The 21,561-nt window shown below is 69.7% G+C and carries 22 protein-coding genes; 8 read left to right on the plus strand and 14 right to left on the minus strand.

Going from position 1 to position 21,561, the window contains the following annotated elements; translation table 11 throughout:
* A partial coding sequence (locus J0695_RS21655; protein ID WP_206963782.1) for a CAP domain-containing protein occupies positions 1–729 on the plus strand: 729 nt, incomplete at its 5' end.
* Between the two features lie 51 nt (positions 730–780).
* A complete protein-coding gene (locus J0695_RS21660; RefSeq protein ID WP_206963783.1) occupies positions 781–1,158 on the plus strand; it encodes a winged helix-turn-helix transcriptional regulator in 378 nt (125 codons plus the stop codon).
* On the opposite strand, the gene mutM is transcribed toward J0695_RS21660, so the two are convergent.
* From mutM to J0695_RS21710, 10 genes are all read right to left on the minus strand, one after another.
* The gene (mutM, locus tag J0695_RS21665) at positions 1,131–2,015 is read right to left on the minus strand and encodes a bifunctional DNA-formamidopyrimidine glycosylase/DNA-(apurinic or apyrimidinic site) lyase (protein ID WP_206963784.1); all 885 of its coding nucleotides are present in this window, start codon (positions 2,013–2,015) and stop codon (positions 1,131–1,133) included. The genes J0695_RS21660 and mutM overlap by 28 nt on opposite strands.
* A 65-nt stretch (positions 2,016–2,080) precedes the next feature.
* Positions 2,081–2,905: a ribonuclease III gene (gene rnc / locus J0695_RS21670; RefSeq protein ID WP_206963785.1), complete on the minus strand. Its 825-nt coding sequence runs from the start codon at positions 2,903–2,905 to the stop codon at positions 2,081–2,083.
* A 19-nt stretch (positions 2,906–2,924) separates the two neighbouring features.
* Positions 2,925–3,098 (minus strand): 50S ribosomal protein L32, encoded by a 174-nt coding sequence (rpmF, locus tag J0695_RS21675; protein WP_003965982.1) that lies wholly within the window; start codon positions 3,096–3,098, stop codon positions 2,925–2,927.
* Positions 3,099–3,100: 2 nt separating this feature from the next.
* Complete coding sequence (locus J0695_RS21680; protein WP_206963800.1) at positions 3,101–3,739, minus strand: YceD family protein; 639 nt, start codon at positions 3,737–3,739, stop codon at positions 3,101–3,103.
* Between the two features lie 137 nt (positions 3,740–3,876).
* Entirely contained in the window at positions 3,877–4,935 is a 1,059-nt protein-coding gene (locus tag J0695_RS21685) for an ATP synthase subunit B family protein (RefSeq protein WP_206963786.1), read from the minus strand.
* Between the two features lie 99 nt (positions 4,936–5,034).
* Positions 5,035–5,514, minus strand: coding sequence for a pantetheine-phosphate adenylyltransferase (gene coaD, locus J0695_RS21690; protein ID WP_206963801.1), 480 nt, complete (start codon positions 5,512–5,514; stop codon positions 5,035–5,037).
* A gap of 26 nt (positions 5,515–5,540) precedes the next feature.
* On the minus strand, positions 5,541–6,125 hold the full coding sequence (gene rsmD, locus J0695_RS21695; RefSeq protein ID WP_206963787.1) for a 16S rRNA (guanine(966)-N(2))-methyltransferase RsmD: 585 nt from the start codon (positions 6,123–6,125) through the stop codon (positions 5,541–5,543).
* A 54-nt stretch (positions 6,126–6,179) separates the two neighbouring features.
* Entirely contained in the window at positions 6,180–8,360 is a 2,181-nt protein-coding gene (gene recG, locus J0695_RS21700; protein ID WP_206963788.1) for an ATP-dependent DNA helicase RecG, read from the minus strand.
* Between the two features lie 74 nt (positions 8,361–8,434).
* Positions 8,435–9,337 (minus strand): NAD(P)-dependent oxidoreductase, encoded by a 903-nt coding sequence (locus J0695_RS21705; protein ID WP_206963789.1) that lies wholly within the window; start codon positions 9,335–9,337, stop codon positions 8,435–8,437.
* Positions 9,334–9,828 (minus strand): DUF3145 domain-containing protein, encoded by a 495-nt coding sequence (locus J0695_RS21710; RefSeq protein ID WP_206963790.1) that lies wholly within the window; start codon positions 9,826–9,828, stop codon positions 9,334–9,336. The genes J0695_RS21705 and J0695_RS21710 overlap by 4 nt, the downstream gene beginning before the upstream one ends.
* A 180-nt stretch (positions 9,829–10,008) precedes the next feature.
* Between J0695_RS21710 and J0695_RS21715 the strand changes: the two genes are divergently transcribed.
* Together J0695_RS21715 and J0695_RS21720 are read left to right on the plus strand one after the other, a co-directional pair.
* Positions 10,009–10,920, plus strand: a complete 912-nt coding sequence (locus J0695_RS21715) for a GDSL-type esterase/lipase family protein (protein WP_206963791.1) — start codon at positions 10,009–10,011, stop codon at positions 10,918–10,920.
* A gap of 6 nt (positions 10,921–10,926) precedes the next feature.
* The gene (locus J0695_RS21720) at positions 10,927–11,904 is read left to right on the plus strand and encodes an aldose epimerase family protein (protein ID WP_206963802.1); all 978 of its coding nucleotides are present in this window, start codon (positions 10,927–10,929) and stop codon (positions 11,902–11,904) included.
* Between the two features lie 86 nt (positions 11,905–11,990).
* On the opposite strand, the gene J0695_RS21725 is transcribed toward J0695_RS21720, so the two are convergent.
* Positions 11,991–14,441 (minus strand): glycoside hydrolase family 3 protein, encoded by a 2,451-nt coding sequence (locus tag J0695_RS21725; protein ID WP_206963792.1) that lies wholly within the window; start codon positions 14,439–14,441, stop codon positions 11,991–11,993.
* 129 nt (positions 14,442–14,570) lie between these two features.
* Here J0695_RS21725 and J0695_RS21730 point away from each other — a divergent pair, with 129 nt between their 5' ends.
* Genes J0695_RS21730 through J0695_RS21740 form a run of 3 tightly spaced genes read left to right on the plus strand, consistent with a single transcriptional unit; the run spans position 14,571 to position 15,854 of the window.
* The gene (locus tag J0695_RS21730; protein ID WP_307798713.1) at positions 14,571–15,152 is read left to right on the plus strand and encodes a TetR/AcrR family transcriptional regulator; all 582 of its coding nucleotides are present in this window, start codon (positions 14,571–14,573) and stop codon (positions 15,150–15,152) included.
* Positions 15,153–15,201: 49 nt separating this feature from the next.
* Positions 15,202–15,453, plus strand: coding sequence for a ribbon-helix-helix domain-containing protein (locus J0695_RS21735; protein ID WP_206963794.1), 252 nt, complete (start codon positions 15,202–15,204; stop codon positions 15,451–15,453).
* The gene (locus J0695_RS21740) at positions 15,450–15,854 is read left to right on the plus strand and encodes a PIN domain-containing protein (protein WP_206963795.1); all 405 of its coding nucleotides are present in this window, start codon (positions 15,450–15,452) and stop codon (positions 15,852–15,854) included. The genes J0695_RS21735 and J0695_RS21740 overlap by 4 nt, the downstream gene beginning before the upstream one ends.
* A gap of 24 nt (positions 15,855–15,878) precedes the next feature.
* Here the strand turns inward: J0695_RS21740 and J0695_RS21745 are convergent, their stop codons facing one another.
* The 3 genes from J0695_RS21745 to J0695_RS21755 all read right to left on the minus strand — a co-directional run bounded on the left by J0695_RS21745 (position 15,879) and on the right by J0695_RS21755 (position 20,120).
* Positions 15,879–16,487, minus strand: a complete 609-nt coding sequence (locus J0695_RS21745; protein ID WP_206963796.1) for a LysE family translocator — start codon at positions 16,485–16,487, stop codon at positions 15,879–15,881.
* A 236-nt stretch (positions 16,488–16,723) separates the two neighbouring features.
* On the minus strand, positions 16,724–17,521 hold the full coding sequence (locus J0695_RS21750; protein WP_206963797.1) for an EI24 domain-containing protein: 798 nt from the start codon (positions 17,519–17,521) through the stop codon (positions 16,724–16,726).
* Between the two features lie 10 nt (positions 17,522–17,531).
* A complete protein-coding gene (locus J0695_RS21755; RefSeq protein ID WP_206963798.1) occupies positions 17,532–20,120 on the minus strand; it encodes an alpha-L-arabinofuranosidase family protein in 2,589 nt (862 codons plus the stop codon).
* Positions 20,121–20,348: 228 nt separating this feature from the next.
* On the opposite strand from J0695_RS21755, the gene J0695_RS21760 reads away from it, so the two are divergent.
* Positions 20,349–21,512, plus strand: coding sequence for a mandelate racemase/muconate lactonizing enzyme family protein (locus J0695_RS21760; RefSeq protein ID WP_206963799.1), 1,164 nt, complete (start codon positions 20,349–20,351; stop codon positions 21,510–21,512).
* The last annotated feature ends 49 nt before the right edge of the window (positions 21,513–21,561 follow it).

A 21,561-nucleotide genomic window follows, 5' to 3' on the forward strand; every position in this document is an offset into this window, starting at 1 on the left:
GCCGTAGGCGCCGTGGCCATGGCCTCGGGTCTCCTGCCCGGCGGCGGCAACGCCTACACGGTGGGCGGCGGCAGTCCGACGGGCGAACGCGTCCGCGCGGACGGTGTGCCCGACCTGCAGACCCAGGGAGGCGAGTCGGCGACCCCGTCGTCCACCGCATCGGCCTCGCCGAGCTCGGGGGCCACCCGCGCCCACGCGCCGTCGACGACCCCCTCCCCCGTCGCGTCGAAGACCACCACGCCCCCCGCGAAACCGTCGAGCGCCCCGGCCACCGGGACGAAGAGCACCACTCCGAGCACCACACCCTCCCCCAAGCAGACCGTGGCCAGGACCGCAGTCCCCGCCAGCAGGGAATCCGCGGCACAGACAGCGGTCATCGCGCTGGTCAACAAGGAGAGGGAGACGGCCGGCTGCAAGCCGGTGACGGCGAACAGCCCGCTGGCCTCACTGGCCACGTCCTTCAGCGAGGACATGGCCGCGCGCAATTTCTTCGACCACACCGACCCGGACGGAAAGTCCCCCTGGGACCGTGCGGACGCGGCGGGTGTGAGCGGCCTGGGCGGCGAGAACATCGCCCGCGGCCAGGCCGACGCGGCAGCGGTGATGGACGCCTGGATGAACAGCCCCGGCCACCGGGCGAACATACTCAACTGCGACTACAAGACGCTGGGCGTCGGGGTCCACTTCGGCTCCGGCGGCCCGTGGTGGACCCAGGACTTCGGCTTCTGAAGCCTGTCAGCGCTAACTTCCCGTTAGCGCTGCGCGCAGTACAGTGGATATATGGACGAGGATCTCGCTTTCGACGTATTCGCGAAGTCGTGCCCCTCGCGCTCGACGCTGGAACACGTCACGGGGCGCTGGGGCGGTCTGACGCTCGGCGCGCTCCTGGACGGGTCGCTGCGCTTCAACGAGCTGCGGCGGCGCGTCGACGGCGTCAGCGAGAAGATGCTCTCCCAGACGCTGCAGGCCCTGGAGCGCGACGGTCTGGTCCACCGCGAGGCGCAGCCCACCAACCCTCCGCGTGTGGACTATGAACTGACCCCGATGGGCAGGGAGATCGCCGAACGGCTCCTCGGGCTCATCCGCCTCGTGGAGGGCCGGATGGACGAGGTCCTCCAGGCGCGGACGCGTTACGAAGCGGCGCGCGGCAGCCTCTGACAGCGCGGGCAGAAGTAGCTGGAGCGGTTCATCCAGGGGCGCCTGCGAATGGGGGTGCCGCAGCGCTTGCACGGCTCGCCCTCGCGCCCGTACGCGTCCAGCGACCGGTCGAAGTACCCCGACTCCCCGTTCACATTGACGTAGAGGCTGTCGAAACTGGTGCCGCCGACGGCGAGCGCGGCGTTCATGACGTCCCGCACATGGCCGAGCAGCTCGGCGGTCCTGGGCCGGGTGAAGCCCGCCGTGGGGCGCTCGTAGTGCACGCGTGAGCGCCACAGCGCCTCGTCGGCGTAGATGTTGCCGACGCCGCTGATGAGGGACTGGTCGAGCAGGGCCCGCTTGATCGTCGTACGCCGCAGCCGCAGCGCCGTATGGAAGGCCTCGTCGTCGAAGGCCTCGTCCAGCGGGTCGCGGGCGATGTGCGCGATGACGTCCGGCAGTCCTTCGGGGGTGTTCGGGTGGAGCGAGAGGCCGCCGAAGGTGCGCTGGTCGACGAAGCGCAGCTCGGTACCGAGCGCGCCCGCGGCGGAGCCGCTATCGGAATCAGTGAAGCGGACGCGGATACGCAAGTGCTTCTCGTCCAGGGCCTCTTGGGGCTGTACGAGCAGTTGGCCGCTCATCCCCAGATGCCCCAGGACGGACGCGTCGGTGTCGTCGAGCGGCAGCCAGAGGTACTTGCCCCTGCGCCGGGCCACCCCGAAGCGATGCCCCTTGAGGGCGTCCGCGAAGTCCTCGCCACCGGCGAGATGGCGGCGTACCGCACGAGGGTGCAGCACCTCCACTCCGGCGACGGTCCGGCCGGCCACCCAGCGCTCGAGTCCGCGCCGGACGACTTCGACCTCGGGCAGCTCAGGCATGGCGATCCCCTCGGGTACGGAAACCGCCCGCCCCGGAGAGGGGGCGGGCGGGGAAAGAACCGGCGTCAGGCCGTGGTGGCCGGGTCGGTCGTCTCGGCCGAAGAGGCGTCGGCGACCTCTTCTGCCGCTACGGGCACCACCGGTGCCTCCGCGGCGGCCTTGGCCTCCGCGGCACGCTTCTCAGCGTCAGCACTGATCTCGCGCCAGGCGGATTCTGCCGCCTGCTGCTCCGCTTCCTTCTTGCTGCGGCCGGTGCCGGTGCCGTACGAGACACCACCGACGCGGGCAGCAGCAGTAAAGGTTTTCTCGTGGTCCGGGCCTGTCTCGGTGACCAGGTACTCCGGAACTCCGAGGCCTTCGCTCGCGGTGAGCTCCTGGAGACTGGTTTTCCAGTCCAGGCCCGCACCGAGGTTGGAGGACTTCTCGATCAGTGGGTCGAAGAGCCGGTGAACCAGCTCCGAGGCCGTGTCGAGGCCCTGATCCAGATAGACCGCGCCGATCACCGCTTCAAGGGTGTCGGCGAGGATGGAAGCCTTGTCCCGGCCGCCCGTGCCTTCTTCGCCCCGGCCGAGCCGGATGAAGAGACCGAGTTCTAGCCCGCGACTCACCTCTGCGAGCGCACGCGAGTTGACCACCGCGGCCCGGAGTTTGGCCAGCTGGCCTTCCGGGAGATCGGGGTGGGTGCGGTACAGCGTGTCTGTGACCACCAGGCCGAGCACGGAGTCCCCGAGGAACTCCAGACGCTCATTGGTGGGCAGGCCGCCGTTCTCGTATGCGTACGAACGGTGCGTCAGCGCACGCACCAGAAGGGCGGACTCGAGTTGATACCCGAGCCGCCCTTCCAGAAGCGTGTGGGACGAGGCATTGTCCGTCTTGTGTGACTCAGACATGGTGCCTCTCACCAGCCGCTCAGACCTCGAGGACCTGGCGCTTGTTGTACGTGCCACAGCTGGGGCACGCGATGTGCTGCAGCTTCGGCTCCTGGCAGCGCTCGCACGAAACCAGAGTGGGGACCGCAGCCTTCCACTGCGACCGGCGGTGGCGCGTGTTGCTGCGCGACATCTTCCGCTTCGGAACAGCCACGGCTACTTCTCCTGCTTCTCGTCGACGCCAGTTTCAGCGTCGTTCACGTTGTCCTTCTCGCCGACCTGGCCGGTCCCGACGAGTCCCTGCAACGCCGCCCAACGAATGTCGGGGACGTCATGGTGGTGACCGGGTTCGTCGTCCAGCCTGATTCCACAATCGGAACACAGACCGGCACAGTCCTCCCGGCAGACCGGCTGCAGCGGCAGTGCGAGCACCACCGCGTCACGCAGCACGGGTTCGAGGTCGAACAAGCCGTCCTCGAGGGGGGTGATTTCCTCGTCCTCGGCGTCGTCGGCCGGCTCCGCGGTCTTGCTGCGGATCCGGTCATCGGCGTCAGGGTACGAGAACATCTCCTGGAAATCCGCTTTGAGCTCCTGCTCGAGCGGCTCCAGACACCTTACGCACTCCCCCTTGGCCGATGCACGGGCGGTGCCTGTGACAAGCACCCCTTCCATGACCGACTCGAGGCGGAGCCTGATTTCCATCGGTGCGCCTTCCGGCACTCCGATGACCCCTTCGACGCCGAGGTCCCGGGGGGCCTCGGCCGTGCGGGAGAGCCGCTTGAGGGCACCGGGACGCCGCCCCAGCTCATGTGTGTCGAACACAAGAGGGTTGCGGTGGTCGAGGCGCGTATTCAGGGCTTCTCCTGCTTTCGAAAATCTCTGGGGGTGCGGGCCGCCGTGCCGCAGATGCGAAGCGGGCAGCCGAGATCGCGGACCTACAGGCGACCGAAGAGCCAGGATACCGGTCCGGTCGCCATAGACCCAATCGGCCCCTAGCGCCCCTGCTCGTACTGCCGCAGCTGGTCGAGGTTGATCATGCTCGTGTCGAAGAGACTGGTCTCGTCGAGGGCGCTCTGCTGCTGCGGGAGGGGCTGCTGCTGGGGCTGCTGAGGCTGGAGCGGGTAGCCGTTCTGGTCGTAGCCCTGCTGCTGGTAGGCATACGGGTCCTGCTGGTACGCCGCGTACTGGTCCTGGGGCTGCTGAGGCTGAGGCTGCTGGTACGCGTACGGGTCCTGCTGCTGGGGCTGCTGCTGGTACGCGTACGGGTCGTAGGCCTGCTGCTCCGGGACCTGCGGGACCGCGACCTGCTGGACCTGCTGGACCTGCTGCGGCTCCGCCAGGTCCGCCAGGAAGTCCGCGTCGCTGCCGCGCTGCTGCGGGTCCATGCCGTCCTGGGCCGCCATGTGCTCGCCGAGGTCGTCGGTGGCGACACGGCCGTGCAGCTTCTGCCGGCCCCGTCCCACCGCGTCGAGAGTCTTGCTGAGCACCGCCTCGAAGGCGCCCAGCTTGGTGTCGACGTAGCTGTCGGCGCGCTCGATGAGCGTCGCGGGGTCCGGGCTGTACTCCGGGGCGTCCTCGTCGGCGTAACCCTGCGCGTCGAGACCGGGGCCCCTGCCGAGCAGCTTCTCGCGGCCGCGGTCGACGGAGCCGATGGTCTTCGTGAGGACGACCTCGAAGTTGGCCAGCTTGGAGTCGACGTAGTCGTCGGCCTCCGCACGGATCTCCTCGGCCTCGCGGCGGGCCTCGGTGAGGATGCGGTCCGCCTCGTCCTGCGACTGGCGGGCCACCTCGGTGTCGGAGATCAGCGAGCCGCGGTGGGCGTGCGCGGACTCGATGATCCGCTCGGCCTCCTGACGGGCGTGCTCGACCATCTGCTCACGGCCGCCGATCAGCTCCTGCGCCTGGGCCAGGGAGCCCGGCAGGGCCTCCCTCACCTCTTCGAGCAGGGCGAGCAGCTCGGCGCGGTTGACCACGCACGAAGCCGACATGGGCATGGACCGGGCGCCCACGACCGATTCGACGATGTCGTCGAGCTTCTTCTGCACGTCCACCGTGTGCCTGCCACTCTCTACGCCGGTTTGGTGTCGGACGGGGACGACTGTACGGCCAGTCGGCTGCCGCCCGACACCTGGTGACGGTCCGTCAGGGATTCACTTCTCGCCGAGCCGCTGGGTCAGCGCCTCGTGGACCAGCGGCGGCAGCAGGTGCGAGACGTCTCCGCCCCAGGTCGCGACCTCCTTGACCAGGCTGGACGAGAGGAAGCTGTAGGTGGGGTTGGTCGGGACGAACAGCGTCTCGACGCCCGAGAGACCGTTGTTCATCTGGGCCATCTGCAGCTCGTAGTCGAAGTCGCTGACCGCGCGCAGACCCTTCACGATGGCCGGGATGTCGCGCTGCTTGCAGAAGTCGACGAGCAGTCCGTGGAAGGACTCGACCTCGACGTTCCCGAAGTCGGCGGTCACCTGACGGATCAGTTCGATCCGCTCTTCGACCGTGAACAGGCCCTGCTTCGACTGGTTGATCATCACGGCCACGTGTACGACGTCGTACAACTTGGAGGCGCGGGCAATGATGTCGAGATGTCCATTGGTGATGGGGTCGAACGACCCCGGACAGACGGCGCGGCGCAACTGAAATCCCTCGCTCTCCGGTCCGGTCATCGTGCGTCTTCGCACGTAACGGCGGCGCGACCGTACCAAAGCGTGCCCTCGCCGTAACGACGGGCCCGCAAAGGCTCAAAACCCTTGGGCCACTTGAACTCTCCGCCTCTGGTGCTGCGTTCCACGGTGGCGACGGCGTCCTCGCTGAGCCAGCCCTGCGCACGGAGTGTGAGGAGGATCTCCCGAAGATCGTCGTCCCCGACCGCGTACGGAGGGTCGAGGAAGACCACGTCGTACGGGTGCTCGGGGGCCGGACCCGTCACGATCTGTTCCGCTTTGCCGGTACGGACTTCCGCGCCGGGGAGCCCCAGCGTGAGCACATTGGCACGGACAGTGGCGGCGGCGCGCGCATCGGCCTCCACGAGGAGGGCATGGACGGCTCCGCGCGAGAGCGCCTCCAGGCCGACGGCCCCGGAGCCCGCGTACAGATCGGCGATACGAACGCCGTCCAGCGTGCCGAGGAGCGACTCCCAGGTGGAGAAAAGGCCCTCGCGCGCACGGTCGGAGGTGGGACGGGTGCCGTTGCCCGGCGGAACGGCGAGCAGGCGCCCGCCGGCCGTACCGGCGATCACGCGGGTCATCTGAGTCCTTCGGGTGGGCTGCATGGTGCCAGGGAGGTGCTGTGCCCCAGTCTCTCAGCCCTTGTCGAGGTACTGCTCGCGCTCCTGGTCCAGCAGGGCGTCCAGGGCGATCCGCAGCTCCGGCAGGTGCTCCAGGTCCGGATCGGCGGACACGACCGCCACGGCCTCCTCGCGGGCGGCCGCGATGACCTCCTCGTCCTCGATGACGGCGAGCATCCGCAGCGAGGAGCGGACCCCGGACTGGGCCTGGCCCAGGACGTCACCCTCGCGGCGCTGTTCGAGGTCGATACGGGAGAGCTCGAAGCCGTCCAGCGTCGCGGCGACGGCGCTCAGCCTGGCCCGGGCGGGACTGGCCTCGTGCGCCTCGCTGACCAGCAGACAGAGCCCGGGCGCCGATCCCCGGCCCACCCGGCCGCGGAGCTGGTGCAGCTGCGAGACCCCGAACCGGTCCGCGTCCATGATCACCATCGCGGTGGCGTTGGGCACATTGACGCCGACCTCGATGACGGTGGTCGCGACGAGGACATCCACATCACCGGCGGCGAAGCGCCGCATCACGTCGTCCTTGTCGTCGGGCTGCATCCGTCCGTGCAGGATCTCGACCCGCAGCCCGCTGAGCGGCCCCTTGGTGAGCTGGTCGGCGATCTCGACGACGGCCAGCGGCGGCCGCTTCTCGGGGTCTTCCTCTGCGGCCTTCTGCTTCTTTTTGGGCTCGTCGTCGCCGTCCCCGATGCGCGGGCACACCACGTACGCCTGGTGCCCGTTCTCGGCCTCTTCGCGTACGCGCTCCCACGCGCGCGCCAGGAAATGGGGCTTGTCCTTGGCCGGTACGACATGCGTGGCGATCGGCGAGCGGCCGGCCGGGAGCTGGTCGAGGACCGAGGTCTCCAGGTCCCCGAAGACGGTCATCGCGACCGTACGGGGAATGGGCGTCGCGGTCATGACCAGCAGATGCGGTGGCTGCTTGCCCTTGCCGCGCAGGGCGTCGCGCTGCTCCACGCCGAAGCGGTGCTGCTCGTCGACGACGACCAGGCCCAAGTCGTGGAACTGCACCTTGTCCTCGATGAGCGCATGCGTGCCGATCACGAGCCCGGCCTCGCCGGTGACCAGATCGAGCAGCGCCTTCCGCCGGGCGGGCACGCCCATCGAGCCGGTGAGCAGGACGACCTTGGTGCCCGTGTCGGAGCCGCCGAGCATGCCGCCCTCGGCGAGCTCGCCCATCATCTCGGTGATGGAGCGGTGGTGCTGCTGGGCGAGGACCTCGGTGGGCGCGAGCATGGCGGCCTGGCCGCCCGCGTCCACGACCGTGAGCATGGCGCGCAGGGCGACCATCGTCTTGCCGCTGCCGACCTCCCCCTGCAGCAGCCGGTGCATCGGGTGCTCGGTGCCGAGGTCGTCGAAGATCTCCTTGGTGACCTTCAGCTGGCCGTCGGTGAGGGTGAAGGGCAGCTTGGCGTCGAAGGCGTCCAGGAGTCCGCCGGGGGTGGGTCTCCTCGCCACGGCGGGGAGCTGCGCGTCGGCGTACCGCCGCCGGGCCAGCGCCACCTGCAGGACGAATGCCTCGTCCCACTTGAGGCGGTCGCGTGCCTCCGCCACATCCGCCTTGGTCTGCGGGCGGTGGACCTTCAGCAGCGCCTCGGGAAGCGTGGTCAGTCCGCGGCCCTCGCGCAGGGCCGCGGGCAGGGGGTCGACGGCCTCCTGGGCGCTGGGGAGCACCGCGTCGACCGCCTTGGAGACCTTCCAGGACTCCAGGCCTTTGCAGGCCGGGTAGATCGGGATCAGCTGGTTCGCCCAGGCCGCGACGGAGCCGGCGTCGGTCTCCGCGTCCAGCAGTTCATAGGTGGGGTGGGCCAGTTGGAGCTTGTGGTTGAACTTGGACACCTTGCCCGCGAACATCGCACGGCGGCCGGGGAGGAGGTCCTTGTGCGGTTTGTGCACGCCCTTGCCGAAGAAGACGAGCTGCAGCCGGCCGCTGCCGTCGGTGATGGTGACCTCCAGGCGTCTGCCGCTGCCGCCGTTGAAGGTCAGGACGCGGGCGTCGGCGACCTGGGCGAAGACGGTGACGTGTTCGTCGAGGGGGAGCTCGTCGAGCTGGGTGAGCTCGCCGCGCTCGGCATAGCGGCGGGGGTAGTGGTGCAGGAGGTCGCCAACCGTGTGCAGGTCGAGATGCTCGGCCATCACCTTGGCGGTGGGGGCGCCGAGTGTCTTCTTGAGGGGTTCGTCTAGCGCGGGCACGCGATCTATTGCACACCATGGCTCTGACAGCGGGGGTGTTCCCCGCGGCGTACGCGGCCTTCGGCCGCGTGTCCTCAATCGCCGGACGGGCTTGATATGCCGGACGGGCTTGTCTTGAAGCTGGCGAAGTACGTCGCTGCCATGTCCTTGTCGCCGTGGCCCTGTTCCTCCGCCCGGCGGAAGCGCTCCGCGCCCGCCGCAGCCACGTCCAGGCGCACGCCGTGCGATTCCGCCGCCTCCACGATCAGGCGGGCGTCCTTCGCCGCCGTGGTGACCGAGAAGCTCGGCGTGTAGTCGTCGGTGAGGATCGCCTCCGACTTGGCATGCAGATAGCCGCAGTCCAGGGGGCCTCCCGCGACCGCCGAGAGGAACGACTCGGGTTCCACTCCCAGGCCCTTGGCCAGGGCGAGTGCCTCCGCCGTGCCCTGGGTGAGCGTCAGCACCCAGCTGTTGCAGACCAGTTTGAGGCGGGTGGCCGCGCCCGTCGTGCCGTCGTCGGAGATCCACATCGTGCGCTGCCCGACTGCGGCGAGCACCGGTTCCAGCGCCGTACGCGCCGCCTCGGGACCTGCGGCCAGGATCGTGAGCAGGCCCTTCTCGGCCGGTGCCCTCGTGCCGAGTACCGGGGCGTCCACGAAGAGCAGTCCGTGTACGGCAGCCAGTTCGGCCAGCGCGGGGAGCAGTTCCACACCCGCGGTCGTCGACTGGAGCCAGACGGCGCCGGGGGCCAGGGAGGGTGCTGCCTGCCGCATCGTGTCCAGGACCGCGTCGCCGTCGTACAGCATCGTCAGGACCACGTCCGCGCCGGAGACCGCCTCGGCGGGTGTGGCCGCGATGCGGGCGCCTTCGGCGGCGAGGGGTTCGGCCCTGGCGCGGGTGCGGTTCCAGGCCGTGACGTCGATTCCCGGGGCGTGGCAGAGGTTACGGGCCATGGCCGCGCCCATGATGCCCGTGCCCAGGACCGCTACGGAGGTCATACGACCTGGTGGAGCCAGCGGACGGGCGCGCCCTCGCCCGCATGCCTGAACGGCTCCAGTTCGTCGTCCCACGGTTTGCCGAGCAACCCTTCGACCTCCCTCTCCAGGACCGACTCGCCGCGGCCCGCACGGGCCATCGCTGCGCGCAGCCGGTCTTCGGGGATCAGGATATCTCCGTGGATGCCGGTGACGGCGTGGAAGATGCCCAGCGCGGGGGTGGAGCTGTAGCGCTCGCCCTCGGCGGTGGGGCAGGGCTCGGAGGTCACCTCGTAGCGCAGGAGATCCCAGCCGCGCAGTGCGGAGGCCATCTTGGAGGCCGTGCCGATCTGGCCCTGCCAGGACAGCTCGGCTCTCCACGTGCCGGGGGACGCGGGCTGCCTGACCCAGTCGAGACTGGCGCGTACACCGAGAATTCCGGCCACGGCCCACTCGATGTGCGGACAGAGTGCGCGTGGTGCGGAATGTACGTACAAGACTCCACGTGTCGCCACCGGGACCTCCAGCGCGCCTGAAATGGGACATTATGTGAACGAAGATGCCTCTGGTTCGGTGGGGAAAAGCTACCGCGCGTCGGCGTCCGAGGTGTGACGTACTGTCGGTCCAAGGGCCTGGAAATACCCGCCATTCACTCGACAGGGCGCGCGATACCACCACACGGAGGGGGTCGAAGGATGCGGGAGAGGTTTCGGGAGACCACCCGGGGTCGTCGTGGCCGAGGAGCCGTCGTCGCATTGACGACGGCCCTTCTTGTGCCGCTGGGGGCACTCGCGGGCTGCGACAGCGGGAGCGCCGACGGCGCCAAGCACACGTCCGCAGCCCCGCGTCCGACACCGAAACCCACCCCCCTGTGGGACCGCTCGCCGGCCTCCGTCGCGGCGGTCGGCGACTCCATCACCCGCGGCTTTGACGCCTGTACGGTGCTCGCCGACTGCCCGGAGGTGTCCTGGTCCACGGGGACGGACACCGGCGTGCGCTCGCTCGCCGAGCGGCTCGGGGCGCGCGGCAGCTGGAACTTCGCGCAGTCCGGGGCGCGGATGGCCGATCTGCCCGGCCAGGTCGCGCAGGCCGCAGCGAAGAAGCCGGAACTGATCACCGTGCTCGCGGGCTCCAACGACGCCTGCAGGGACTCGGTCTCGTACATGACTACGGTGGCGGAATTCCGCGCCTCGTTCGAGACGGCCATGCACGACCTGCGCCGCGCGCTGCCGAAGACGCAGGTGTACGTGGCGAGCGTGCCCGACCTCAAGCGGCTCTGGTCGGAGGGGCGCGGCAATCCGCTGGGCAAGCAGGTCTGGAAGCTGGGGATCTGCGCTTCGATGCTGGGTGACGCGGATGCGATGGACTCGGGGGCCAAGCTGCGGCGCGCGAGCGTGCAGGACCGGGTCGTCGCGTACAACAAGGTGCTCAAGGACGTCTGCGCGAAGGATCTGCGCTGCCGCTACGACGGCGGGGCGGTCTTCGGATACCGGTTCAGCGGCGACCAGTTGAGCCACTGGGACTGGTTCCACCCCAGCAAGAACGGGCAGGGGCGGCTGGCCGAGATCGCGTACCGCAATGTCACGGCCGCGGAGCCGCCCGCGTAGGGTCCGATCATGGAACTTTTTGGTCGCCTGGACGACGGCACGCCGGTGCACCGCTGGACCCTGGAGCGCGGCGGCACGCGTGTACGGGTGCTGACGTACGGCGGAATCGTCCAGTCGGTCGAGGTGCCCGACCGGGACGGGGCGGTCGCCAATGTGGTGCTCGGCTTCGGGGACGTGGAGGGCTATGTGCGGTGCCCCGGGCCGTATTTCGGCGCCCTGGTGGGGCGGTACGCGAACCGGATCGCGGGCGCGGCCTTCGAGTTGGACGGGCGCACGTATGCGCTGGCGCGGAACAACGGGCCCAACTGTCTGCACGGGGGCGAGCGCGGGTTCGACAAGCACGTGTGGGACGCGGAGGCGGTCGGGGGCGGATACGGGGTGCGCCTTTCACGGGTCAGCCCTGACGGGGAGGAAGGTTTCCCCGGGCGGCTGGAGGTGTCGGTGACGTACCTGGTCGACGAGGCCGGGTCGCTGCGGATCGCGTACGAGGCGCGGACGGACGCGCCGACCGTGGTGAGCCTGACCAATCACACGTACTGGAACCTGGCGGGCGAGGGCAGCGGTGCCGACGCGGGCGGGCACGAGCTGCGGGTGAGCGCGTCGTATGTCACCCCGGTGGACGACGACTTGATCCCGACCGGGGAGCTGGCGCCGGTGGAGGGGACGCGGTTCGACTTCCGGTCGGCGCGGAAGCCGGGGGCGGGGCTGGACCACAACTTCGTGTTGGACGGTGGCGAGGACGATGCTGCCGAGTTGTACGAGGCGGGGTCGGGGCGCGTGTTGAGCGTGACGACCAGTGAGCCGGGGATGCAGGTCTATACGGCGGATCATCTGGACGGAAAGCCGTACGGGCCCGGGGCCGGGGTGGCGCTGGAGACTCAGCGGTTCCCGGACTCGCCGAACCGCGCGGGGTTTCCGAGTGCGGTGCTGCGGGTGGGCGAGGTGTTCTCGTCGGAGACGGTGTACGGGTTCGCCGTGCGATAGGCGGGGCCCCGTACGCGGCCTTCGGCCACGTGTCCTCAATCGCCGGACGGGCTATAAATAGCCCGTCCGGCGATTGAGGACCCCCGCTAGACGGTCACCGTTGTCGTCAGGCGGGGGTCCGCCAGTGCGTGTGAGACCCGGACCTCGTACTCCCCCGGCACCCGCACCCAGCCGTTCCGCGCCACGTCCCAGATCTCGAACGCCCTGCGCGGCAGCGCGATCTCCGTCTCCACCGACTCCCCGGCACCCGCCTCCACACTCGCGAAACCCGCCAGCCAGCGCGCCGGGCGTTCCACCGTGTCGGCGACCGGGGCCAGATACACCTGCACCACCTCACGGCCCCGCCTCGCACCCGTGTTGCGGATCCGCACCGTCACCGAAGCCTCGGTCGCCTCCGCCGATTCGTACGACCACGTCGTGTAGCCCAGACCGTGCCCGAAGCCGTACGCGGGCTTCGCCTCGACCCTGTCCCAGGCGCGGTAGCCGATGAACACGCCCTCCGCGTAAGGGAGTTCGCCGCCGGTCGGGATCACCTGGGTGACGGGAGCGTCCTCGAACACCGCAGGCCACGTCGTGGGCAGCCGGCCGCCCGGCTCCTCCGCGCCCAGCAGGACGTCCGCCAGCGCGGCCCCGCCCTCCTGGCCGGGGAACCAGCCCAGCAGCACCGCCGCCACCTCCTCGCGCCACGGAAGCTCCACCGGGGAGCCCGCGTTGACGACCACCACCGTGTTCGGGTTGGCCGCGGCCACCGCGTGCACCAGGTCGTCCTGGCGGCCGGGCAGGCGCAGGTCCGTGCGGTCGTGGCCCTCCGACTCGACCGCTTCCGTCGTCGCTACCACCACCACGGCGACGTCCGCCGCACGCGCCGCCGCCACCGCTTCGGCGATCAGCTCGTCCGCGTCGCGCTGCGGGTCGCGGTGCATCAGGGAGAAGCCGACGGCCTGGAGGCGTGAGCCCGCCGCCTTGTAGAGCGTGGTGCTGAGGGTGATCGACACCGGTTCCCCCGCCGTCAGCGTGACGCGGCCACGCTCCACCGGGCCGCCGAAGACCGCGGCGAAGGGGTCGGACACATCGGCCGGGACCTCGTTGGCGTGGAAGAGGAGGTGGTCCCCCACCGTGAGGGCGAAGCCGCCCAGACCCCGTGTGCCGAACGTGTGCTCACCGCTCTCGCGCGGCGTGAACGTGCCCTTGATCTCGATGGAGTCCAGCGCCTCGTGCGTGACGCCCTCCGGCAGGTCGCTGCCGACCCACTGGATGCGGCCGCCGGGCACGGAGGACTCCCCGATCACCTCTCCCGCTGCGTCACGGCACACCGCGTGCAGCACGAACCCCTTGTCCGCGGCGGCCAGTTCACCGCTGGGGTCGGCTCCCATGGCGTACGTCACGACGCCCTCGCCCAGCGCCGCGGTCAGACCGTCGAGCGGCGAGACGATGTGGTTGGGGAAGACCGTCGCGGAGCCGCCGCCGAGGATGCGGGCGTCGCGGGCCGCCGCGCCGATGAGGGCGAGGGAGCGGACCCCTGCGGGGTCCAGCGGGAGGGCGCCGGCTTCATTGCGTACGAGCGTGAAGGAGCGGCGGGCGACCTCGCGGGCCAGCGCGTCGCCGTCCACGGGCGCGGGGAGCGCGTCGGTGGGGACCACCGGCGGGGCGCCGTCCAGGATGCCCACGCGGGCCGCGAGCCGCAGCACGTTGCGTACGGCCGCGTCGACGTCCGACTCCTCCACCTCGCCGGCGCGCACGGCGGCGGCGAGCGGTTCGCCGTACGGAGTGATCGGGCCCGGCATGGCGACGTCGAGGCCGCCCGTGATGTCGCCGACCGTCGAGCGGGCCGCCGTCCAGTCCGAGACGTTGAAGCCGTCGAAGTGCCATTCGCCGCGCAGGACTTCGTTGACCAGGTACCGGTGCTCGGACATGGTCGTGCCGTTGACCGTGTTGTACGCGGTCATGATGCCCCAGGGGTGGGCGTTGGCGACGATCGCCTCGAAGGGCGCGAGGTAGAGCTCGCGCAGGGGGCGCGGGGCGATGACGTTGTTGACGGTGAAGCGGTCGGTCTCGGCGTCGTTGCCGACGAAGTGCTTGACCGTGGTGCCGACGCCGCCGGACTGGACGCCCTGGATGTAGCCGGTGCCGATCTCGCCGGTGAGGTAGGGGTCCTCGGAATAGCACTCGAAGTGGCGGCCGCCGAGCGGCGATCGGTGCAGGTTGACCGTCGGCGCGAGCAGGACGTGCACGCCCTTGCGGCGCGCCTCCTGAGCGAGCAGCACGCCGGCGCGGCGGGCGAGGTCGGGGTCCCAGGAGGCGGCGAGCGCGGTCGGGGACGGCAGGGCGATCGACGGGTCGTCGGCGGTCCATCGGACGCCGCGGACGCCGATGGGGCCGTCGGACATCACCAGGGACGCGAGCCCGATCCCGGGGAGTTCGGGGAGGGTCCAGAAGTCCTGGCCGGAGAGGAGGCGGGCCTTGGTGTCCAGGTCGAGCTTGGAGAGGGCCGCCTCCACGACCGCCTCGCGGGCCTCGTGGTGGAGTGTCTCTGACACGGCCGTACCTCCGCTGCGTGCTGTGGGATGTGGGTCTCTATCCTGACCCCATTGCCGGTAGAGCAGTCGAAGTCGTTACCTCTTCGTAATCACTGATGTCGTACGGTGCAGCGGGGAATGGAGCAGCGCGTGAACAGTGCCAGGACATCGAGAAGTGACGCGCGGCGCGCGGAGATCCTCCGCGCCGCCCTGGAGGTGATCGCCGAACGCGGCTACCGGGGCGCGAGCCTGGGCTCGGTCGCGGAACGCGTCGGCCTGACCCAGCAGGGGCTGCTGCACTACTTCCCGACCAAGGAGGCGCTGCTCGTCGCCGTACTGGAGGCGAGGGACCGGTGGGACCCGGGTGCGGCGGGGCGCACCGCAGGCCCGTGGAGTCTCGAACTCCTCGGCTCGCTGGTGGAGTACAACGCGATGCGGCCGGGGATCGTGCAGACCTTTGCCGCGCTGCTCGGCGAGAGCGTGACCGAGGACCATCCGGCGCGCGCCTTCTTCACCCGGCGCTACGTACAGGTGCGGGCTTCCATGGCGGACACCCTGCGCGAGGAGTACGGCGACCGACTGCCCGGCGGACTGACCCCGGAGGAGACGGCGCCGCTACTGGTGGCGATCATGGACGGGCTGCAGTACCAGTGGCTCCTGGACCCGGAGTCGGTGGACATGGCGGCGGCGTTCCGCGCCTTCGTCACCCTTCTCGCCCCGGAGCGATCGTGATCACCTCCGTGCCGATTCATCATGCCACCATCGGTGGTAGCGTTTCGGTATGAGTGACACCACACGGAAGTACTCGGTGAGCATTCCCGAGGATCTCGCCGAGACCGTGCGTGAACAGGTCGGCCCTGGCGGCTTCTCGGCCTACGTCACCGACGCTCTCCGGCACCGTCTGGCCATGGACCGCCTGTCACAGATCGTCGAGGATCACGAGGCGAGGAACGGCCCGCTGACCGAGAAGGATCTCGCGCTCGCCGACGCGCTTCTCGCCGGAGATGCACGGCAGGACCAGAACGCCGCATGACCGCCGTGGAAGTCGGCACACTCGTACTCGACTGCGAAGGGCTGTCCAAGCTCGTGGCGGACGACCGTGGGATCGCCGCTCTCGTACAACGAGCACGGCACCATGGTGCCCATGTCGTCACCAGCGCGGTGACTCCGGTCGAAGCCCGTCATCCGGGCATTGCGCAGGCACGCTTCGACTGGGTGCTCTCCCGCATCGACATCGCACCGGTCACCGAGGACATCTCACGTGACGCGTCCAAGCTTCTCGCGGCTGCTGGAGTGCACGGTCATAAGTACGCACTGGACGCGATCCTGGCGGCCACCGCTCTGCGGCAGCCGGGACCTGTTGTTGTCCTCACCTCGGACCCCGAGGACATCACCCTGCTCTGCGGTCCCCGGGTGCGCATCGTCAAGGTCTGACGAGGGCGGAGGCCCCGGGGCTCGTCAGCGTGCCAGTCCCAGGGTGACGCCGAGGCCGACGAGGACCGAGCCGATGCCCCGGTTGAGCGCCTTCTGCCGGCGCAGCATGGCCGTGCGCAGCCGCGAATCGGAGAAGAACAGCGCGACGAGGCCGAACCAGCCGAGGTGCGCCGCGGACATGAACAGGCCGTAGCCGAGCTGCTGGACGACCGGGGTGCCGGGACCCACGACCTGGGTGAAGGTCGAGACCACGAAGAGGGTCGTCTTCGGGTTGAGCGCGTTGGTGAGGAACCCGGTGCGGAGGGCGCCGAACGGGGAGAGCTCCGGCTTCGATTCGAGGTCGAGTTGGAGGTCGCCGCGGGTGCGGAAGGTACGGATGCCGATGTAGACGAGGTAGGCCGCGCCGACCAGCTTGAGCGCGGTGAAGAGGGAGGTGGAGGAGGCGATGAGCAGTCCGACGCCGAGCATGGTGTACGTGACGTGGACGAGGACGCCGGCTGCGACGCCTGCGGCGGCGAGGAGTCCGGTCGTACGGCCGTAGAGGTAGCTGTTGCGGACGACCATGGCGAAGTCCGCGCCGGGGCTGATGACGGCGAGGACGGTGATCAGGGCTACTGCGATGACTTCGGTCATGCGAGGGATGGTGGCGAGGGTGCGTGTCGGGGATCAAGAGCGGTCCGGATGATGGACGGGGTCACGGACTTGCCCCCACCGGGGCTCCGCCCCGGACCCCGGTCCTCAATCGCCGGACGGGCTGAAATTTGCCCGGTGTGGGCACGTATTGCGCGGGGAAATCAAGCCCGTCCGGCGATTGAGGACAAGGCACAGCAAGCCCGTCCGGCGATTGAGGACAAGCGGCCGGAGGCCGCTTACCAGGGCGACGGGGGCTGCGTCTCCGGGTCTGATGCCGGAGGCGATGGCGGGTTCTCGCCCAGGAGTTCTCGTGTCATCAGCGTCGCCCCGGCCACCGCCCCCGGCATCAGGAAGATCGCCACGACCGGGATCAGGAACGACGCCGCCAGCGGAGCTCCGAAGCCCAGGGCCAGCAGGCGCCGCGAGCGCAGCAGTGTGAGGCGGTCGCGGAGTTCGATGCGGCGGCGCTGCATCGCCACCGCGGTCAGCTCCTGCGTGAGGAAGTAGCCGGTGACGCAGACGGCCAGCACCGGAATCACCGTCTGGCCGATCACCGGGATGAAGCCCAGCGCGAAGAGCAGGATGCCCCAGAGCGCGGCCCGCGCCAGGATGCGGAGGCTGTCCCTGGCCGAGATCCACAGTTCGCGCCAGAGCGTGAGGCCCGATTCGGGGGCCGAGCCGTCCGGGGACTCGCTGCGGTCGACCTCCTCGGAGAGCTTCTCGTAGAACGGTTCGCCTATGAGGAGGGTGACCGCCGTGAAGGAGATCACCGCGAGGAGCAGCGACAGGGCCCAGAGGAGACCCGTGAGGAAGCCCCGGAACAGGCCGGGCCAGGGCGAGCTCCAGTCGTCGGCGAAGGGCGTGGCCCACGCGATCGCGTCATCCGCCCAGAAGACGAGTGCCACCAGCGCGGCCACGTACAGCACCAGGGTGAGCAGCCCGGGCAGCAGGCCGAAGCCGTACTGCCGTCCGTGCCGCCCGACCCAGCGCTGGCCCTTCATCAGATAGCCGAAGCCCGCCCCAAGATCTCGCATGGGATGGAGCTTATCGAGGGGCGTCAACCTCCAGGACGGTGACCGAGAACGGCGGGAAGGTGTACGTGAACGCGGCGGCGAGACCGGTGACCCGGCGTGTGTGCGGGGTCAGCTTCTCCGGGTCCGTGAGGGTGTTGGTGTCGGTGAGGGCCGTGCCTGCGAGCACCGTCGCGCGGCCTGCCGGTTTGATCTTCCGGGCGCCGGTGATCTCCACCGACGTCGTACGCGCCACGGAGCCGAAGTTGACCACCGCCGCGTACAGGCGCCCGCTCCTCGGGTCGCGGGTGGTGACCGTGTTCAGTCCGGGCAGCGCGCGGGCCGTCGTCGGGGCGACCACCGTGCCCTGGTGGGTGCGGAGGATCTGCTGGGCGTAGTAACTGGGCGAGTTGTAGCTCGTCAGGGCGTCGTACGCGATGAGGTTCGTGGCCCACACGTTGTTGCTGACGTGGCTGAAGAGCGGGGCGTACGACTCCATCAGCACCTGGTCGGAGTTGCGGATCAGACCCGTCAGCCAGGAGGCGTCGCCGAGCGCCGAGTTGAGGTCGGGGGTGGGGCGGCCGCCCTGCGACGCCCATTCGCCGACGAAGACCTTGGGGGTGGTGCGGTCGCGGTTGTCGTACTTGTGCGCGCCGTGCTGGAAGGCCGAGGGCGACTGGTAGTAGTGCTCGTCGATCAGGTCGTACGGGCGGGAGCTGACGGGGGTCGTCGCGATCAGTTTGAGATGGGGGTGGGCGGCCTTGATCGCGTCGTGGAAGGCGGCGTAGCGCTCCTCGTAGGAGCCGGACGTGTCGAACCAGTCCTCGTTGCCGATCTCCACGTAGGTGAGCGGGAAGGGCTTGGGGTGGCCGTCCGCCGCGCGCCTGGCGCCCCAGGTCGTCGCGGTGGAGCCCGTCAGGTACTCGATCTCGTCCAGGGCGTCCTGGACGAAGGGTTTGAGCGCATCGCCGGTGACGTACGCGCCGTGCAGCGCGTAGCCCGCGAAGACGCAGAGCAGCGGGGCGCAGCCGAGGTCTTCGGTGAGTTCGAGGTATTCGAGGAGACCGAGGCCGTCGGTGGACCAGTAGCCCCAGGCGGAGTTCTGGTGGCCGGGGCGCTCCTCGACGGCGCCGATCGTCTTCTTCCAGTCGAAGCGGTCGGCGATGACGTTGCCTTCGAGGTAGTTGCCGCCGGGGAAGCGCAGGAACTTCGGGTCGAGGGCGGCGAGCTTCTCGACGAGGTCCACGCGCAGGCCGTTGGGGCGGTTGTTGTACGTCGGCGGGAAGAGGGAGACGTTGCTGAACCAGACAGTGTCGGAGGCGGAGGAAGAGGTGGTGACCGTGAGGGTGGCGTCCGCCGTGGTGGGGGCGGAGGCGGTGGTGCGGAGCTTGAGTTCGTACTGCGTCCAGTCGCCGGTGACGGACTTCGTCGTGCCGGTCGCGTACACCGTCCCGTCCTTGCCGGTCAGGGCGACGGTGAGGCGGCCGCGGTAGGTGCCCTTGGCCCAGAGGGAGGCGCGGTAGGTGGTGCGGGGTCTGACCGGGATGCCCCAGAAGCCCTCGTTGGAGATGCCGTCCCCGGGGGCGGTGACGGTGAGTTTCAGGGACTGGGTGAGGGCGGTGTTGAGCGGGGTCGACTTGTCGATGCTGATCGCGCCTGAGCCGGTCGCGGACCAGTGGAGCGGGGTGGCCGCCGCCATGAAGCTGCGGTTGTTGACGAGTTCGGCGTAGAGGCCGCCCTCGCCGCTGTGGTTGATGTCCTCGAAGAAGATGCCGCCGAGGTCGGGGCTGACGGTGGGGCCCGCGGTCGCCGTGTCGATGGTGAGCAGGGGTGCGGTGTCGGCGGGGTCGGCGCCGGCGAGGGCTGCGGCCTGCTCGGCGGTGAGGGCGGTGGCGTAGAGGGAGGCTTCGTCGATCAGTGCGTACGCCTGGTCGACCTTCGCGCCCCCGTAGAAGCCCCGGCCGACGGCGGTGGTGCCGGTGGGGTTCTGCCAGCCGCCGCTGTAGTCGGCCTCGCCCTCCAGTACGCCGTCGACGTAGAGCCTGACGGTCTTGGCGGACGGGTCGTCGACGCCCAGGAGGTGGTACCAGGTGCCGGCCTCGGGGGCGAAGGTCGCGCCCGCGACGGCCGCCGCGTTGTTGGCGTCGGTGGAGTCGGCGGGGAGGCGGGTGAAGGCGAAGGTGCCGGTGTCCGCGCGGAGCTGGAGGAAGAAGGCGCTGACCGCCTTGCCGTCGGCGGAGACGAAGGTCTGGTAGCCGTCGGTACGGGCGAGCCGGACCCAGGCGGCGACCGAGAAGGCGGCCGAGGTGTCGACGGCGGGGCCATCCGGTCCGGCAGGCACGGTCTCGGCGTAACCGGTGGCGGTGGTGTCGAGGCTGTACGCACCGGACTTGGCCGCGCCCCAGACCGCCTTGCCGCCGAGGGTGAGGGTGTTGCCGTTGCCCGACGCGTCGGCTGCGGTGGTTCCCGTGCCCTCGTCGAAGGCCCAGTGCGCGGCGGGGGCGGGCAGCGCGACGGCTTCCGCCGTGGTGGCCGCGGACGCGGGGACGGCTCCGCCGAGTGCGTACGCGAACGGGGCTGCGCCCGCTGCGGCGATCAGGGTGCGGCGGCTGATACGGGACATCTGTGGTGCTCCTCAAGCTCGATATGCGGGGTTCGAGATTTCGGACACTTGTCGATATTTCGTCGGCCGGGAGCATGCCGTCCCGCACGCCCCTCCGTCAACACCCCCGTCACACCCCTGAAATCGATCTGCGCAGGACCATTGACGCTGGCCACCCCTCAGGATTACGTTCACGCCAGCATTTCGAACGTGTGACGAAATACCGAACAACCACCGGGGGCAACTGCCTTGCGTATTACGGGAATCACCACCCACGTCGTCGGGACGCCCTGGCGCAACCTGACCTATGTCCAGGTCCACACCGACGAGGGCATCACCGGCGTCGGCGAGACCCGGATGCTCGGGCGCACGGACGCGCTGCTCGGGTATCTGCACGAGGCCACGGCCAACCACATCGCGGGATCCGACCCGTTCGCGGTCGAGGACCTGGTGCGGAAGATGAAGTACGGCGACTACGGTCGGGCCGGCGAGATCGTCATGTCCGGTATCGCCGTCATCGAGATGGCCTGCTGGGACATCAAGGGCAAGGCGCTCGGCGTGCCGGTCTGGCAGCTGCTGGGCGGCAAGGTGACCGACAAGGTCAAGGCGTACGCCAACGGCTGGTACACCACCGAGCGGACGCCCGAGGCGTACCACAAGGCGGCACGCGCGGTCATGGAGCGCGGCTACCGGGCCCTGAAGATCGACCCGTTCGGGACCGGGCACTTCGAGCTCGACCAGGCGCAGACCAATTACTCGGTCTCGCTGATCGAGGCGGTGCGCGATGCGATCGGGCCCGACGCGGAGCTGATGCTGGAGATGCACGGGCGGTTCTCGCCGTCCACGGCGGTACGGCTCGCACGCGACCTGGCGCCCTTCAAGCCGGCCTGGCTGGAGGAGCCGGTGCCGCCGGAGAACCTCAAGGCTCTGGAGAAGGTGGCGGCGAAGGTGGACATCCCGGTCGCGACCGGGGAGCGCATCCACGACCGCATCGAGTTCCGCGAGCTCTTCGAGTCGCAGGCCGCGGACATCATCCAGCCGGACGTCGGGCACATCGGCGGGATCTGGGAGACGCGGAAGCTGGCGGCGACGGCGGAGGCGCACTACGTACTGGTGGCGCCGCACAACGTGGGCGGGTCGGTACTGACGGCGGCCTCGCTCCAAGTGGGCTTCTCCACACCGAACTTCAAGATCCTGGAGCACTTCAACGACTTCGCCGACGCGGAGATCAAGAAGGTCGTGAAGGGGGCGCCGAAGGTGGTGGACGGGTACTTCGAGATCTCGGACGCACCGGGGCTCGGGGTGGAGCTGGATGTGGACGCGGCTGCGGAGTTTCCGCAGCAGCAGGCGAAGTTCGACCTGTGGTCGGACGGGTGGGAGAAGCGGGCGCCGAAGTCCGGGGGCCAGGGATGAGCGTGGCCGGAAGCTTCACCCCGTCGCCTCTTCGGGGGCTCCGCCCCCG

The sequence above is a fragment of the Streptomyces beijiangensis genome (assembly GCF_017315755.1).
GTDB lineage: Bacteria > Actinomycetota > Actinomycetes > Streptomycetales > Streptomycetaceae > Streptomyces > Streptomyces beijiangensis.